This is a genomic window from Pseudomonas sp. Lz4W (genome assembly GCF_000346225.2).
GTDB lineage: Bacteria > Pseudomonadota > Gammaproteobacteria > Pseudomonadales > Pseudomonadaceae > Aquipseudomonas > Aquipseudomonas paraversuta.
In genome coordinates this window covers 2,083,626-2,099,673 of sequence record NZ_CP017432.1, presented here as the reverse complement: position 1 = coordinate 2,099,673, position 16,048 = coordinate 2,083,626, and the positions used below count along the sequence as shown (strand labels likewise).

General features: G+C 58.3%; 10 protein-coding genes, 1 tRNA gene and 1 pseudogene. 3 read left to right on the top strand and 9 right to left on the bottom strand.

Annotation, left to right across the window (positions count from 1 at the left end):
• Nucleotides 1-199: 199 nt before the first annotated feature.
• Entirely contained in the window at nt 200-1,537 is a 1,338-nt protein-coding gene (locus tag B195_RS09880) for an MFS transporter (protein WP_003446303.1), read from the top strand.
• Nucleotides 1,538-1,587: 50 nt separating this feature from the next.
• On the opposite strand, the gene B195_RS09875 is transcribed toward B195_RS09880, so the two are convergent.
• From B195_RS09875 to uvrY, 9 genes and pseudogenes are all read right to left on the bottom strand, one after another.
• Nucleotides 1,588-3,069, bottom strand: a complete 1,482-nt coding sequence (locus tag B195_RS09875) for a TolC family protein (RefSeq protein ID WP_003446302.1) — start codon at nt 3,067-3,069, stop codon at nt 1,588-1,590.
• Between the two features lie 2 nt (nt 3,070-3,071).
• A complete protein-coding gene (locus tag B195_RS09870; RefSeq protein WP_003446301.1) occupies nt 3,072-4,316 on the bottom strand; it encodes an HlyD family type I secretion periplasmic adaptor subunit in 1,245 nt (414 codons plus the stop codon).
• Complete coding sequence (locus B195_RS09865; protein ID WP_003446300.1) at nt 4,313-6,664, bottom strand: type I secretion system permease/ATPase; 2,352 nt, start codon at nt 6,662-6,664, stop codon at nt 4,313-4,315. Before B195_RS09865 ends, B195_RS09870 begins: the two co-directional genes overlap by 4 nt.
• 317 nt (nt 6,665-6,981) lie before the next feature.
• On the bottom strand, nt 6,982-9,306 hold the full coding sequence (locus tag B195_RS09860) for an Ig-like domain-containing protein (RefSeq protein ID WP_158525121.1): 2,325 nt from the start codon (nt 9,304-9,306) through the stop codon (nt 6,982-6,984).
• 21 nt (nt 9,307-9,327) lie between these two features.
• Nucleotides 9,328-9,573 (bottom strand): annotated as a pseudogene (locus B195_RS23235) (Ig-like domain-containing protein); the annotation flags it as partial.
• A gap of 895 nt (nt 9,574-10,468) precedes the next feature.
• Nucleotides 10,469-10,544: transfer RNA gene (locus tag B195_RS09855), tRNA-Gly, on the bottom strand.
• Nucleotides 10,545-10,609: 65 nt separating this feature from the next.
• Nucleotides 10,610-11,167, bottom strand: coding sequence for a CDP-diacylglycerol--glycerol-3-phosphate 3-phosphatidyltransferase (pgsA, locus tag B195_RS09850; protein ID WP_003445025.1), 558 nt, complete (start codon nt 11,165-11,167; stop codon nt 10,610-10,612).
• Between the two features lie 224 nt (nt 11,168-11,391).
• Complete coding sequence (gene uvrC, locus B195_RS09845) at nt 11,392-13,215, bottom strand: excinuclease ABC subunit UvrC (protein WP_003445027.1); 1,824 nt, start codon at nt 13,213-13,215, stop codon at nt 11,392-11,394.
• Between the two features lie 2 nt (nt 13,216-13,217).
• A complete protein-coding gene (gene uvrY / locus B195_RS09840) occupies nt 13,218-13,856 on the bottom strand; it encodes a UvrY/SirA/GacA family response regulator transcription factor (RefSeq protein ID WP_003445030.1) in 639 nt (212 codons plus the stop codon).
• A gap of 721 nt (nt 13,857-14,577) precedes the next feature.
• Between uvrY and B195_RS09835 the strand changes: the two genes are divergently transcribed.
• Together B195_RS09835 and B195_RS09830 are read left to right on the top strand one after the other, a co-directional pair.
• Nucleotides 14,578-15,663, top strand: coding sequence for a 3-deoxy-7-phosphoheptulonate synthase (locus B195_RS09835; RefSeq protein ID WP_003445032.1), 1,086 nt, complete (start codon nt 14,578-14,580; stop codon nt 15,661-15,663).
• Between the two features lie 103 nt (nt 15,664-15,766).
• Nucleotides 15,767-16,048 (top strand): peptidylprolyl isomerase, encoded by a 282-nt coding sequence (locus tag B195_RS09830; protein WP_003445034.1) that lies wholly within the window; start codon nt 15,767-15,769, stop codon nt 16,046-16,048.

The window sequence follows — 16,048 nt, the reverse complement described above, 5'->3', positions numbered from 1 at the left end:
CCTCACTGCCCCTCACCGCCAGCGGATCGGAGCACCGGTCTGCATGGCCGGTCTTTACCGCCCCTGCGCCAGCCATACCTTTGAGGTATTGCACGCCACCCAAATGATATTAGACGCCCACGGCAGCGGCATTTAGCCTCTGCCCCGGCAGGCTGTGCCTGCCCATAACTATAAAAATCCTGGAACTGCCGGAGCCGCCATGAGCACGCACTATTCCATTCCCGAATTGATCGACAGCAGACCCATCAGCGCCTTTCAATGGCGGGTTTTTGCCCTGTGTTTTTTCGTGGCGATTCTCGACGGTTTCGATACCCAGGCGATCGCCTTCACCGGCCCTTCAATCATTCAGGCGTTCGGGCTGGGGGCTGGTGCGCTGGCACCGATCCTGACCGCCGGGATTGTCGGCATGGTGCTCGGGGCAATGGCTCTGGGGCTAATGGCCGACAAGCTCGGGCGCCGGCCGATCATCATCACTGCAGTCGCACTGTTTGCCATTGCATCCCTGGCGACCGCCTTTGCCCGAACGACGGAACAGATCCTGGTCTTGCGCTTTATTGCAGGCATCGGCATGGGCGGCGCGACCCCCGTGGTGCTATCGCTGGCAGCCGAGTACGGCAGCGCCAGACAGCGTGGCACGATCATGACTACGGTATTGCTGGGTTTGCCTGCCGGGGCCATTCTGGGCGGTTTGCTGGCCGCCTGGATGCTGCCGTCCATTGGCTGGCAAGGCATCTTTGCAGTGGGTGGCATCGTGCCGCTGTTACTGCTGGCGGTACTGATCTTCGCCCTCCCCGAATCCTTGTATTTTTTAACCAGGCGCCAAAGCGTTGTCAGCCGCAACCAGATCGGAAAAATCCTCACAGGCATCACAAAAACCCGGATTGACCCGGACAGTACCTACAGTGTTCCGGAACTGGAGGTTAAAACCGGGGTGAGCTCTTTGTTCCGCACAGGGCTGGCCCGCAACACTCTCGGGATATGGACGGTGTACCTGTTCAACTGGATTGCATGGTTCATGCTTCTGTCCTGGCTGCCTACCGTGCTCAAAGCCACCGGCCTGCCGGCAGAGCAGGCGCCCATGGGCACGGTGGCGGTCAATACGGTGTTTGTGGTTTGCGCGATCCCGCTCTCGATCATCCTGCCGAAAATCAATACCCGACTGTTGCTGCTGATCCTGTTCGGATTTGGCATTGCCCTGTGCCTGGGCCTGGCTAACAGTGGCAACCACTGGGCACTGGTATTCACCCTCGCCGGTTGCGCAGGCCTGGGTATTGGCGGTCAGCAAATCGTGTTGAACTACATGGTTGCCCAGGCGTATCCCACCGCATTGCGCGCAACTGCCACCGGCTGGGCCATTGCGCTGGGGCGTGTGGGAGCCATCATCGGCTCTGCGAGCGGCGGCTGGTTTCTCGAACACGGCGGCCCTGCAGGCTATTACAGCGCGCTGGTGGTACCGTTGGTGATTGCCACGGTCGCCCTGCTGATCATTCGCCCCCGGCCCGAAGCCGCCGGCTGCCAGCCGCTGGCGGCCCATTGAGACTTGCATCTGCCTGGACCTCATGACCGGTTTCGGCGGCCTGATGCGGTTCAGCGCCCACCGCGCAACCATTGCAGCAAGGAGCCAGCACTGGCGTACTGCCGAAAAATGGCCTGATAGCCGTCGAAACGACTGCTGATCTCGCTGACCTGATTACTGAAGTGATCGCTCTCGGCACTCAGTACATCCAGAAGCGTACGTTTACCCAAGTGGTACCACTGTTGGTAAAACGCCTGGCGTATCTGGTCGGTTTCAGCCGTCAAGTCCCGGTACAGCTCGGCGCGTTCGAACAGGGTTCGGGCATCGTGACTGGCGTTGCGGATGTAGTACTCAAGATCCAGGCGCTGCTGCTCGGCTTCCTGGCGACCGGCCTCGGCACGATGCAATGCTGCGCGCTCGGCGGCCCGTGTCGAGCCGCCCCGGAACGCCGCCCAACTTACCGCCAGCGACGTTTGCAGTGGCTGGCTGCGGCCAATGCCATCTTCGGCAGTGGTCTTGCTGATCACCCAGTTCAGTTGTGGCAACGAGGATGAACGTACGACTTGCGCCTGCAATTGAGCCGCCCGGGCGCTGGATTGAGCCCGCTGGATATCGGGATGATCATCCAGGTGCTGCAACAACCCGTCCAGGCTGGCCAGGCGGATGTTCCATTGGCGGGTGCGAGGGATCATGATCGGTCGTTCACCGATCAGTTTGCGCAACTGTATCTCGGCGCCCGAGGCCTGGGTTTGCGCATTATCGCGTGCCGACTGCGCCTGGAGCAGACGCGCCCTGGCCTGAGTCAGTTCGCTGGAGCGACCTTTGTCGACCGCAACGATCCCGGCGAGCATCTGTACCAGATCACTCATGCGATTTTCGTACTGCTGGCCAAGATCGATGATGATGCGCTGTTTACCCAATTCAACCATCGTAGCCAGCACTTCGAATGCCGTGTTTTCCAGCTGCGCCTCAATGCTCGCATTAGCGGCCTGCGCCAGATGCTGGCGGCTGGCGATGGTCTTGCCGATACGGCCCCAGTCATACACTGGCGTGCTGAGATTGAAATTGATCCCCGCCGAGCCGGTGCTGATATTGTCTTTCCCCGGGCCGAGCCCGGCGGTTTTTGACTGCATGGCAATACCCAGCTGCGGCCAGCGCTGGCCTTTGGCTTCATCGATATCGTCCACTGCGGCCTGGTGTTCGGCTTGGGCACGACGGACCAGCGGGCTGAGCTCGACCGCCGACTGTACGGCGCGCCAGAACATATCCCGCAATTCATGTTCTGACGGCCCCGGCACTGCACCGGGCGTACGCACAGCAACACGTTCCGGCAACCCTGCCAGCGCAACGGCGGACACGCCTGCAAGCGTTTGGACCCTGACGGGCTGGCTGGCTACCGCTTGAGATATTGGCGGTTGCTCTTCGGCTTGCAGGGGCGCCGAATTCAAACAGGCCGCCAGGCAGAGGGTGAATAACCAGCTCACGCAAATGGGCCACTTACTCTCCAGGTGGCCCGGCGCAACATGCCCCGAACGGGCAAGATTTAACATCATGATTAGCGCTCCCGGAACGCTTCGCGAGCCTTTAAGACGGGCTTGAGCAAATAGTCGAGGATGGTTTTTTCACCCGTACGGATTTCCACCGACGCCAGCATCCCCGGAATGATCGGCAGGCTCCTGCCACCGGCTTCAAGTGTGCTGCTGTCGGTCAGTACCAGCACCCGGTAATAGGTGTCGTCGGCGCGTCCCGCAGCGACTTTTTGATCGTCCTTGAGTGTGTCCGGGCTGATGTACTGGACAACGCCCTTCAGGCCGCCATAAATGGCGTAATCGTAAGCCGTGACTTTTACCGTGGCCGGCAAACCTGGATGCAGGAACGCCACGTCGCCGGGACGAATCTTGCCCTCGACCAGCAACTGCTCCTCCAGCGGAACGATCTCGAGGATATTTTCGCCTGGCTGGATAACCCCGCCGATGGTATTGACCCGCACGTTTTTCACCGTTCCGCGTACCGGCGCAATCACAGTGGTGCGATCAACGATGTCCGCTCTGCCGATGAGGTTTTCATGGGTCTGGCCCAGTTCCATCTCCATTCTGCTGAGCTCCGAATTGGCATCGGCACGGAACTTGTTGGTGCGCTCGACGATTTGCGATTTGATGTCATTGGCCTGACGCTGCATGCGCAATAATTCAACCTCCGACATCAAGCCTTTGGCCGCCAGCGGTTCTGCCAAGCGGATCTCACGCATAGTCAAGGTATGGCTGCGCTCCAGCGCTGACACGCTTTCATTCAACGCTCGCTGGCGCGCATTGAACGCCTGGGTTTCCTGGGCCACGACGCTTGGGTCCTGCTTGACCGTGTCATCGAAATCCAAAGGTGTCTGATACGCTTCAGCGCGCAAACGGGTGATGCTGGCCCGCAAGCCGATGACTTTGGACAAGGCCTCGCGATAACTCGACCGGGCACGGGTCGGGTCAATTTTGAGCAGCACTTCACCCTTCTCGACCACCGCGCCTTCGCGAACATACATGTGTGCCAGGATCCCGCCTTCCAGGCTCTGGATCACCTGTTCACGACTCATGGAAATAATTCTCGCCTCTGTCTGGGTGATTTCTTCAACCCGCGCATAACTGGCCCAGACAAGCCCGCTGACCAGTACACCCAGGATCAGGTACAGCACCAGTTTGGAACCAGGCGTGGTCTGGGCCAGTAACGATTCCTGGACGTCATTCATGAACGCCGCATCGCCGGGCGCGAGCGCGGCCTCACCCTTGTTGCGGCGGAAAATTTTGCTGATCATTGCGACGTGTCCTTGCGAGCGGGCTCGCCAACCGCTGTTACCTGGCCTGGATTACCGGCCGCTTCAGGGCCTGGCGCGGTGAATGGCCGTGGCGGGCCGACCTTGACTCTGGCGGCGCTGCCCGGGGCCTCGCCGCCGACTGCGGATAGTCCTTGGGCGTTGCCCGACAAGGTCGCTAGGACTTTGTCTTTGGGACCGTCGGCGACAATCTTGCAGTCGTCGACCACGATGATGCGTGTGACCAGGGCCAACAGTGATGGCCGGTGAGTAACGACCACCATGGACTGACCTTCGGTGGCCCGCTTGAGGTGCTCGAGGAACAGCACTTCAGTCTGGGAATCCATCGCGCTGGTGGGCTCATCCAGCAACAGCAATTGCGGACGGGAAATCAGGCTGCGTGCCAGCGAAACCAGCTGGCGCTGCCCGCCGGAAAGGCCTTCGCCCATCTCGCCGATCGGCAGGTTGATACCGCTGGGATGCCTGGATGCAACATGGTCCAGGCCGGTCAGGCGCAACACTCGAAGAAACTCTTCAGCGCTGGCCTGGGGACGGCCGATCATCACGTTTTCACGCAAGGTGCCATAGAACAATCGGGCGTCTTGCCCCACGTAGCCTACCGCTTGGCGCCAGTCGGCCGGGTCGATCTGGCTGACGTCCAGACCATCACTGAACATTTGCCCGCTGACCGGTTGATAAAGGCGCGCCATGATCCGCAACAGCGTCGATTTACCGCTGCCGATGCGGCCCAGAATTGCCACACGCTCACCGGCCCGGATCTTCAGGTTGATGCCTTGGAGTATCGGCGGGTTAGGTTGCATCGGCGGCGCCGGATAAGAGAAACCAACACCTTTGAGAGTCAACTGGCCAGTGAGGTGCGGCTTGGCCAGGTACTCGGTCCCGGGGGCGCGATCCACGGGCATGTCCATCAATCGATTAAGCGACTGCATGGCCGCCTTGGCCTGCTGAAAACGTATGGCCAGCCCTACTACCTGACCCAGCGGTGCAGTCGCGCGACCAGCCAGCATCACGGTAGCAATCAACGCCCCCATACTCAGGTCACCGGCATCAATCAGGTAAACCCCGGTGATGATCAGCACCACGGTTTGAAACTGCTGGAAAAACGCGACCATGCCAGTGGCCGAGTTGTTCATCTGGCGCGATTTAAGCGAGGTATTGGCCGCCAGTGCACTGAAGTGCTCCCAGCGCCGCTGCATGTAGGCTTCACCGCCCACGGCTTTCAGGGTTTCCAGACCTTCTACCGACTCGATCAGCACGCCTTGCTTGAGCGACGACTCCCGCAGGTTTTCTTTCATGGTGCGTGCGAGCGGCCATTGAATGGCAATGCTGATGATCAGAATCAATGGAATCAGCATCACCGGAATCCAGCCCAATGGGCCCCCGATGGCGAAAATCACCGCTACGAACAGCAACACGAATGGCAAATCAGAAATAGTTGCCAGGGTTGCCGAGGTTGCAAAATCACGCACCGACTCAAATTCACGCAACTGGTTGGCAAACGAGCCGGATGACGCCGGTTTATGCTCCATCTGCACCGACAACGCTTGGCGAAACAACATGCTGCCCAGCACCAGATCCGCCTTTTTACCAGCGACATCCAGCAGGTAGGCCCGCACATAGCGTGCAATGGCCTCAAAGATCATCGCGATCGCCACACCGATGCCCAGCGACCACAAGGTGATAAAAGCCTGGTTGGGCACCACCCGGTCATAGACGTTCATGGTGAAAAAGATGCTGGCCAGCGCCAGCACGTTCACCAGTACCGCGCCGATGGCTGCACTGCGGTAGTAGCGGCGATAGCGCCACAGGGTGTTGAACAGCCAGTGGCCGGCAGGCCGAGGCGTTTGATCGCCGGCGCGGGTATCGATCCTGGCGGTTGGCTTGACCAGAACGGCATGACCGGCATACATCGCGTCCATCTCTGCCTGGCCGAGTTCGACAGGCTCATTGCCCAGCTCCGGCAAGACCAGCTGGTAGCGGTAACGGGATTTTTTTTCGCTATCGGTATCAATCCGTCGATCCAGCAAAATGCAGGCACCCTGCTCCTTGCGCAGCAGGATCATTGGCATCAACTGCTTTGGCAGGGCATACAGGCGCCGGTCCACCAGACCAGCCGTGAAACCGGCATTGGCCAGCGCTGCCAAGGCCAGCGATGGCGAGAGCAAGCTGCCCTTGGGCAAGCCGGCGGTGAGAGCCTGGGGCGACTTGCCCAAACCATAGTGGTCACAAATCCATGACACGCTCTGCAAGAGCGAATCCTCGATAGTGGTCGAAGGCTCAGGCACCGCCCGAGCCTCCATGCTTGAATTGACAGGCATGTCTGTGGCCATCACATGCTTCCTGAAGAGGGTTCGCCATACGGCGAAATTGGTATTGGACGATCACCCGCAGCAGTAGGGCGATCGCTTGCGGGGACCTTGGGTCCATTGGGAATAGAGTTCGATATGCTTTGAAGACATGCTGACTGCGGTTAAACAAACGCTGAACCCTGCCGCTGAGCAGCCTGGACGGTTGGCAGTCGAGCCTGGAGAAACGCAAGGCAAAAAAACCGCGATACCGGCTACCGGCATCGCGGAATTCCCGCTTATACAACTGAGTCGGTGTTCAAAGACCGGCCGACCTGCAGCATGTTTTCAGGCGAGAACCATCACAGCGGCGGTTGCAGCAACTCCTCAACAGGTAGTAACAGCTCCGGTGTAAAAGCCATGCAAGTGAAGCCCGCGACGTTGCCAGACGGCGCATGCCCGGCTTCGGAAAGAAAGGAGTCCATCAGCCTCAGGGTCTGCACGGGATCCAGCTCAGCCACAGGCGCAACGGTTTCGCCAAACACATCGAGGTGGCTATCGGCCAATACATTGTCGAGTGACAGCGCGTAGCTGTATTCGTCCGCTACGGGCTCTTGCAACGGGTCAACGATAGTGAGGTCGAACGGCTCACTGCTGACACCTCCGACCACCGCCGTGAGCGTATGCTCCCCATATGGCAGCCAGGCTGTGAAACCCCAGTACCCTGTATCGTTGGCCTGCAGGGTATGGATCAGTTGGCCATTGGAGTAGATCTGAACGATTGCGTGCGGGCCTGCTGTACCGGCCAGCACGGGCGAACGATCGTCAATCGTATCGCCACTGTAGCGTTGCCCGACATCACTGCCGAAATCGTCATATACATATTCGATGGCAGGCCGGATCGGCTCACCCACTTCGGCCGGCACCTGAACATCAATTATGTAGCTGTCGCTGAACTGGCCCTCGGAGGCTACTTTCAGCACCTGCTGGCCGTTTTCCAGAGCGGAAGTGGTGATGCTCCAGTTGCCGTTGCTGTCGGCCTGGGTGCGACCGACTTCGCGACCATTGGCATACAGCTGAACAATTGCACCCGGCCGCGCATTACCCGAGACCGTCGGAGTGTTGTCATCGGTGATGGCGCCCTCGCCCACCAGGCCTGACGAACCCTGATTGTCGTAGACGCTCTGAATGCTCAGTGGAGGGGTTGTGAAAGCCTCGACATTGATGGTGAAACCGTCGCTGAACTGGCCTTCGGAGGCTACTTTCAGCACCTGCTGGCCGTTGTCCAGTGCGGAAGTGGTGATGCTCCAGTTGCCGTTGCTGTCGGCCTGGGTGCGACCGACTTCGCGACCGTTGGCATACAGCTGAACAATTGCACCCGGCCGCGCATTACCCGAGACCGTCGGAGTGTTGTCATCGGTGATGGCGCCCTCGCCCACCAGGCCTGACGAACCCTGATTGTCGTAGACGCTCTGAATGCTCAGTGGAGGGGTTGTGAAAGCCTCGACATTGATGGTGAAACCGTCGCTGAACTGGCCTTCGGAGGCTACTTTCAGCACCTGCTGGCCGTTTTCCAGAGCGGAAGTGGTGATGCTCCAGTTGCCGTTGCTGTCGGCCTGGGTGCGACCGACTTCGCGACCATTGGCATACAGCTGAACAATTGCACCCGGCCGCGCATTACCCGAGACCGTCGGGGTGTTGTCGTCGGTGATGGCGCCCTCGCCCACCAGGCCTGACGTCCCCTGATTGTCGTAGACGCTCTGAATGCTCAGTGGAGGGGTTGTGAAAGCCTCGACATTGATGGTGAAACCGTCGCTGAACTGGCCTTCGGAGGCTACTTTCAGCACCTGCTGGCCGTTTTCCAGAGCGGAAGTGGTGATGCTCCAGTTACCGTTGCTGTCGGCCTGGGTACGACCGACTTCTCGACCATTGGCATACAGCTGAACAATTGCACCCGGCCGCGCATTACCCGAGACCGTGGGCGTGTTGTCGTCGGTGATGGCGCCCTCGCCCACCAGGCCTGACGTACCCTGATTGTCGTAGACGCTCTGAATGCTCAGTGGAGGGGTTATGAAAGCCTCGACATTGATGGTGAAACCGTCGCTGAACTGGCCTTCGGAGGCTACTTTCAGCACTTGCTGGCCGTTTTCCAGTGCGGAAGTAGTGATGCTCCAGTTGCCGTTGCTGTCGGCCTGGGTGCGACCGACTTCGCGACCGTTGGCATACAGCTGAACAATTGCACCCGGCCGCGCATTGCCCGAGACCGTCGGGGTGTTGTCGTCGGTGATGGCGCCCTCGCCCACCAGACCTGACTCACCCAGATTGTCGTAGACGTTCTCGATGGTCGGTTTGACCGTGGTCGCTGTCTCAATATTAAGTGTGAAAATTTCGCTGTATTGCCCCTGCGACTTGACGCTAAGGATATTCAGCCCTTCTGACAACGTCGGGGTGATGCTCCAGTGGCCTTCGGCATTGGCCTGGACAACGCCAACGGACCGACCGCTGGAAAAAATCTCGACATAGGCGTTAGGGGCTGCAGTGCCGGACAGGGTGGGCGATTTATCGCTGATGGTCGCGCCATGCTCCACCTGACCCGAGTCACCTTGATTGTCGACAACACTGGTAATGACTGGACGACCAGTGGAGGCACCGCTTGCCTCAACAGTGATAATTAGCGGCTCGCTCATTTTGCCGTGAGCCATAACGGTGAGAGCATGTAAGCCGGTGCCAAGTTCGCGATCAGGGGTGAAACTCCAGTTCCCACTCCCGTCCGCCTTTGCACTACCGATCAGTTTCCCACCGTCATATATATATACAGGGCTGTTGGCAGGCGCCCTGCCGCTCAACTGGGGAGTTGGGTCGACTGTGATTCCACGATCAAAAATATCGCCAGTGTAGTCAATGCACTGATCAACTATTTGCGTAATAAAAGCAGGCGTATTCGGAGTTGCCATCTATCTAGACCCTTATCATCTTAAAAAACATTGCGTATTAATTATTACGGCCAATATCAGTTAATAAGGCAGCGTTAAAATTAACGCCGAAAAGTCTAAAGCACTGCCCAACGTTAAAAACACTCAAGCAGCGTTGATTTATGTAACCCCAAGTTGCTAGCGGGCCGAAAACCACAGACAACAACTTATAACAATCAGAGCACTCTTAAAAACTCGTCAATCACCCACAGCTCTACTATAGCGCCTGCATACAGCACCGGACTTCTCAAAATCCCCTGTATTATCAATACGATCCGTGGACGACTAATTAGACATAAAACAGATAATCAATGCAGGCCGTAAACCCTGCCGAATTTGGCACCCATATTTTAAACGCAATAACCAACAGACTGTTCGAAGGCACAAATACAGATTTAACAAACCATCAAGTTCATTACAGAGAAAAGCAGAATACTGTCATGCGCACAATAAAGCCGGACACCTGCCGAACAACCGTTAGGGCCCTGTCAACGTATTAAAGCCCGGACATATAACGAACGATACAACCCTGTTGCCTAGAGAGTTTACAAAGATTAATATCTTGGACCATCAAAGCGCGCTTGTATGAGGCTAGTTTGCCGGCATGGCTTCAATACCCGCGATACGGACACACTCAATAAAGATTTCTGATAATGCCCGCGCGAAGGCTTGATCAGAGTCAGGGGCCAACGGCTATTTTTGCTGGCTGAATTGCTCCGCCAACAATCTGCCTTTCCCTGTGCGCCATCCTCCCGGACCGAATACAGGACACACCGGACAGTGCTGGATTTCAGTGGTTTTCGCCGCAACGAAAAAAGGACCCTAAGGTCCTTGTTTCAATCACTTGCAGATCGGTAAAAATCTGTAGTGCAATGTTTGGAGCGGGAAACGAGACTCGAACTCGCGACCCCGACCTTGGCAAGGTCGTGCTCTACCAACTGAGCTATTCCCGCGTCTTGGTGCCGGCATTCTATATGAATCAAAAAATGCGTCAAGCCCTTGATTCAAAAAGTTTTATTTATTTGGTCGAGGTGGTCTTCAAATGCGGCCAGGCAGCCCGCAAATACTGCACCATCGACCACAGGGTAAGCCCCGCAGCGACCAGCAGCAGTGCATAACCCACCACTACCCAGAAGCTGAAATCGGACGGATTGGCCAGCAGGATGATCAACGCCAGCATTTGTGCCGCGGTCTTCCACTTGCCCATGTTGGACACGGCAACTTGTGCCCGCGCGCCCAGCTCTGCCATCCATTCACGGAGCGCAGAGATTACGATTTCACGGCCAATGATCACTGCGGCAGGCAGGGTCAGCCACACGTTGTGATGTTCCTGCACCAGCAAAACCAGGGCTACAGCGACCATCAGCTTGTCGGCAACCGGGTCCAGGAAAGCGCCAAACGGGGTGCTTTGCTCCAGCCGCCGGGCCAGGTATCCGTCGAGCCAGTCCGTCGCCGCCGCAAATGCGAAGACTGAACTGGAGGCCACATAGCTCCAGCTATAGGGGAGATAGAACAACAGAATAAAGAAAGGAATCAGCAGAACGCGTAGTACGGTGATCAAATTAGGGATATTCATCGGCACAACTGGCTACGAGGTGAGGGGGGCAGTCTACTCGGTGTTGCGGTCTGAGAGACAAATTCTAGGAGCATTCCCGGTGCATGTCTAACGGAGTTCCCACACAAGTCGGATAATGTGACAGACCCCAACCATACCAGAATCGGCTGCCCTGCTGAGCAGCCAGTTTAAGCGACAAGGGCAGGTTTGAGGTCTTGTGAAGAGAACCCGGGGCCAAGGGTTATTTATTCGCTGTGCAGATTCGCATAAATCAGCTCTGCGAGTTTTTTGCTGATCCCCGGCGCCTTGGCGATTTCTTCGATGCTGGCACGGGTCAGCTCCTGCAGCCCGCCAAAATGCTTCAGCAAGTCGCGACGGCGGGTCGGCCCTACCCCGGCGATGCCTTCCAGGGTTGAGGTGCGCCGGGTTTTGCCACGCCGGGCACGATGCCCGGTAATGGCAAAGCGGTGAGCTTCGTCGCGGATCTGCTGGATCAGATGCAAGGCCGGCGAATCACCTTTGAGCGTGAACTCATGGGCCGCGTCGTTCAGGTAGAGGGTTTCGAAGCCTGCCTTGCGGGTGGTGCCCTTGGCCACACCGAGCAACACCAGGTCCGGGATTGCCAGTTCATTGAGCACATCCCGGGCCATCGACAACTGCCCCTTGCCGCCATCCACCAGCAGAATGTCCGGCAGCTTGCCCTCGCCCTCTTTTAGCCGGCTAAAACGGCGCATCAGTGCCTGATGCATGGCGCCATAGTCATCGCCAGGGGTGACACCCTCGATGTTGAAACGCCGGTAGTCGGACTTGATCGGACCTTCAGGGCCAAATACCACGCAGGACGCAACCGTTGCTTCGCCACTGGAGTGACTGATGTCATAGCACTCCAGCCGTTGCGGGATCTCATCGAGTTTGAGCACTTGAGCCAGGGCTTCAAAGCGCGCCGCCACATGCAGACGGTTGGCCAGGCGGGCCCCCAGAGCCTGCTCGGCATTGGTCACCGCCAATTGCTGCCAGCGGGCACGGGTGCCGCGCACACGGTAACTGATGGCCAGTTCCCGTCCACGCAGGGCCTCGATGGCATCGATGATTGCGTCGAAACTTTCATGCTCGACGTTAACGATCAATTCGCTCGGCAGATCGCGCTCAGGGCTGCTGATGTAGTACTGCCCGAGGAAGGCGGCCATGACTTCGGCAACGTCCTCCTCGATACCGACCTGGGGGAAGAAGTTCTTGCTGCCCAGCACTCGCCCGCCTCGCACATTGATTAAATGCACACAGGCACCGCCCGGGTTGACGAACGCGGCGATGACATCCACATCGCCGGTGCCGCCCTCCATGCTTTGCTGATCCTGAACCCGGCGCAGCAACGATATCTGGTCACGCACTTCGGCAGCGCGTTCAAAGTCCAGGGTGCTGGCGGCCTGCTCCATCTCGCTGTTCAACTCGTCGGTCAGCGCACTGCTGCGGCCTTCAAGGAACATCACTGAGTGGCGCACATCTTCGGCATACACCTGGGGGTCAACCAGCCCGACGCAAGGCCCCTTGCAGCGCTTGATCTGATACTGCAAGCAAGGACGGGTGCGGTTTTTGAAGTAGCTGTCTTCGCACTGGCGCACCATAAAGGTTTTTTGCAGGATGCTCAGGCTTTCACGAATGGCCCCGGCGCTGGGGTAAGGTCCGAAATACTTGCCCTTCAGTTTTTTGGCGCCGCGATGAATGCTCAGGCGCGGGTACTGGCCGTCCGACAGAAATACGTAGGGATAGGACTTGTCGTCGCGCAACAGGATGTTATACGGCGGCCGCCACTCTTTGATCAGGGTCTGCTCAAGTAGCAGCGCCTCGGTTTCGTTAGCCGTAATGGTGGTTTCAATTTGCGCGATACGCCCCACCAGCGCCGCTGTTTTGGGCGCCAGGCCGGTTTTGCGGAAATAGCTGGCCAAGCGCTTTTTGAGGCTCTTGGCTTTGCCCACGTAAAGCAGTCGCGCATCGCCATCGAACATGCGATACACGCCGGGCCGACCGCTGCAGGTCGAAAGAAACGCACTGGCATCGAACTTGTCAGTCATCGTCAACCAGCGTCTACCATGCCGTGCCGGACAGCCAGCAAGGCCAGTTCCACATCACTTTTGACTGACAGCTTCTCGAATATCCGATAGCGATAGGTGTTGACCGTTTTCGGGGACAGGCAAAGCTTGTCGGAAATCACCTGGACCTTCTGGCAGCCGACAATCATCAGGGCAATCTGGATTTCTCGCTCGGACAAGGCATCGAACGGCGAGTCGCTGGCAGGCTGGAACGACTTGAGCGCCAGCTGCTGAGCCACTTGCGGGCTGATATAGCGCTGGCCGGCGAACACCAGGCGAATGGCCTGGACCATTTCTGCGAGACCGGCACCCTTGGTCATGTACCCGGCAGCCCCAGCCTGTAACAGCCGCGTCGGGAACGGATCCTCTTCGCACACAGTCACTGCAACCACTTTGATGTCAGGGTGGCTGCGCATCATTTTGCGGGTAGCTTCGAGGCCGCCAATACCGGGCATTTTGACATCCATCAAGACCACATCCGGTTTTAGCTCACGCGCCTTGATCAGCGACTCCTCACCGGACTCGGCTTGACCGACCACTTGCAGGCCCTCGATATCGGCCAGCATTCTGGTGATGCCTGTACGCACAAGATCATGGTCATCGACCACTAGAACCCGAATCAAGTCGACACCTCGCAAATTGGTCTTGGTTGATTGCCGACACCTTAGCAAAAAACTCTTAACCCAACCTACCTATCATGAGCCAATGATCCATGGCAAAACTGCAAAGCAAGCGCAAAGCCGTGACCTTGCAGGACACAACCGTGACCGGTTGTGGTTGCCACCCCTTCCCTGCCCCCTGCGCGCGCCCATAGTTTTGCCAGCTCGGGCCCATAGTATTTTTTGATTGAACAGGTCCGGCGGAGTCGAGTAAGCTCCCAGCACTTATCGGAGACAGCACATGTTGCATCACGCCCCCACAGACATTTGTAAGACCACAGGCGAATCTCGCGTGGCCGAATCTGTGTGCGCGAACGCTGCACGATTTTATTTTGGGTATTGGTTTAGCCACTGGCGCGCCTGATACCCACACGGCGCCCACTACTTAGGGGTCGCCTACCAGAGAATTCTCACCCCCGGTCGGCTTCCCGACCGGGGGTTTTGTTTTTTCAGGCCCCGAAAATCATTAATTAAAGGAATCTTCCCCATGAACTACGCCACTTATTACCGCTTCGACCTTTGCACTGCATGGCGATTTATCAGCCGCCGCTCGGGACAGTCAGCCGCCTCCGAACGGACCCACATTGGTGGCACGCATGCACTCACAGCCAGTCTGGCCAATTGTCGAACACCCCAGTAGGGCCGAGCGCGCGGAACAATCCGCCGCCTGCCCAGGACGTACACCATGAACGCATCCATTTCTGCTCTGCCGGTACACCAGTCTCCTGCATCCGTATTGACCCGACGCCTGCCCGGCGCGGCGCAGCTCAAACAGCAGCTGCCCCTCAGCGACACCCTTGGCCGTCAGGTCAGCCAGCAACGCCAGGCCATTCGCGCCATCTTGAACGGTGAAGACTCCCGCTTACTGATAGTGGTCGGCCCCTGCTCCATCCATGACCCGGTCTCTGCTCTGGAATACGCCAGCAACCTTGCCGCTCTGGCCCACGATCTGCGCGACGACATGTTGCTGGTGATGCGTGCCTACATCGAAAAACCTCGCACCACTGTGGGCTGGAAAGGCCTGGCCTACGACCCGCACCTGGATGGCAGTGATGACATGGCCCACGGCCTTACCCTGTCCCGCGAACTGATGCTCGAGATGCTGGGCATGGGCCTGCCAATTGCTACGGAACTACTGCAACCCATGGCTGCCGGTTACTTCGACGACCTGCTGGGCTGGGTGGCCATTGGCGCACGCACCACCGAGTCGCAAATTCACCGCGAAATGGCCAGCGGCCTCGCGATGCCCGTAGGATTCAAAAACGGCACCGACGGCGGCGTGGCGATTGCCAGCGATGCCATGCGCTCTGCCGCCCATGGCCATCGTCACTTCGGGGTCGACAGCCAGGGCCATCCGGCAATCGTCCAGACCCCGGGCAACCCCGACACCCATCTGGTGCTGCGCGGCGGCCATAGCGGCCCGAACTACGACCGCAGCAGCGTGGCCCGCGCCCGGGCCGGGCTTGAGAAAAATGCCATACCCGCCCGATTGATGGTGGACTGCAGCCACGCCAACAGCAGCAAAAATCCACTGCGCCAGCCCGAGGTGTTCAATGACGTACTTGCCCAGCGCCTGGAAGGCGACAGCTCGCTGATCGGCATGATGCTCGAAAGCCATCTGTTCGAAGGCTGCCAGCCGTTGAGCGCAACCCTGCGTTACGGTGTGTCCGTGACCGACGGTTGCCTGGGCTGGGATGCGACCGAACAACTGCTGCGCCATGCAGCCGGACAACTGCAGGCGCAGCGCCTCTGCGCCAAGGCTAGCGCCTGAGAGAGCCGGGGCGGCAGCAAAAATGCCGCCCCGGGAACTTTTGCCAGGAAAAACCCCACTGAATCCGGTAGGCTCAGCACTTTCTTGAAAGGAGTACTCTCTCATGGCTAAAGCCACTGCCCGTCACATCCTCGTTGCCAGCGAAGACAAGTGCAACGAACTGAAAGCACAAATCGAAGGCGGCGCTGATTTCGCCGAAGTCGCAAAAGCTAACTCCACTTGCCCGTCCAGCCGTCAAGGCGGCGATCTGGGCTCGTTCGGCCCGGGCCAGATGGTCAAGGAATTCGACACTGTCGTATTCAGCGCGCCAATCAACGTGGTGCAAGGCCCGGTTAAAACCCAGTTCGGCTACCACCTGCTGGAAGTCACCAGCCGCCAGGACTGA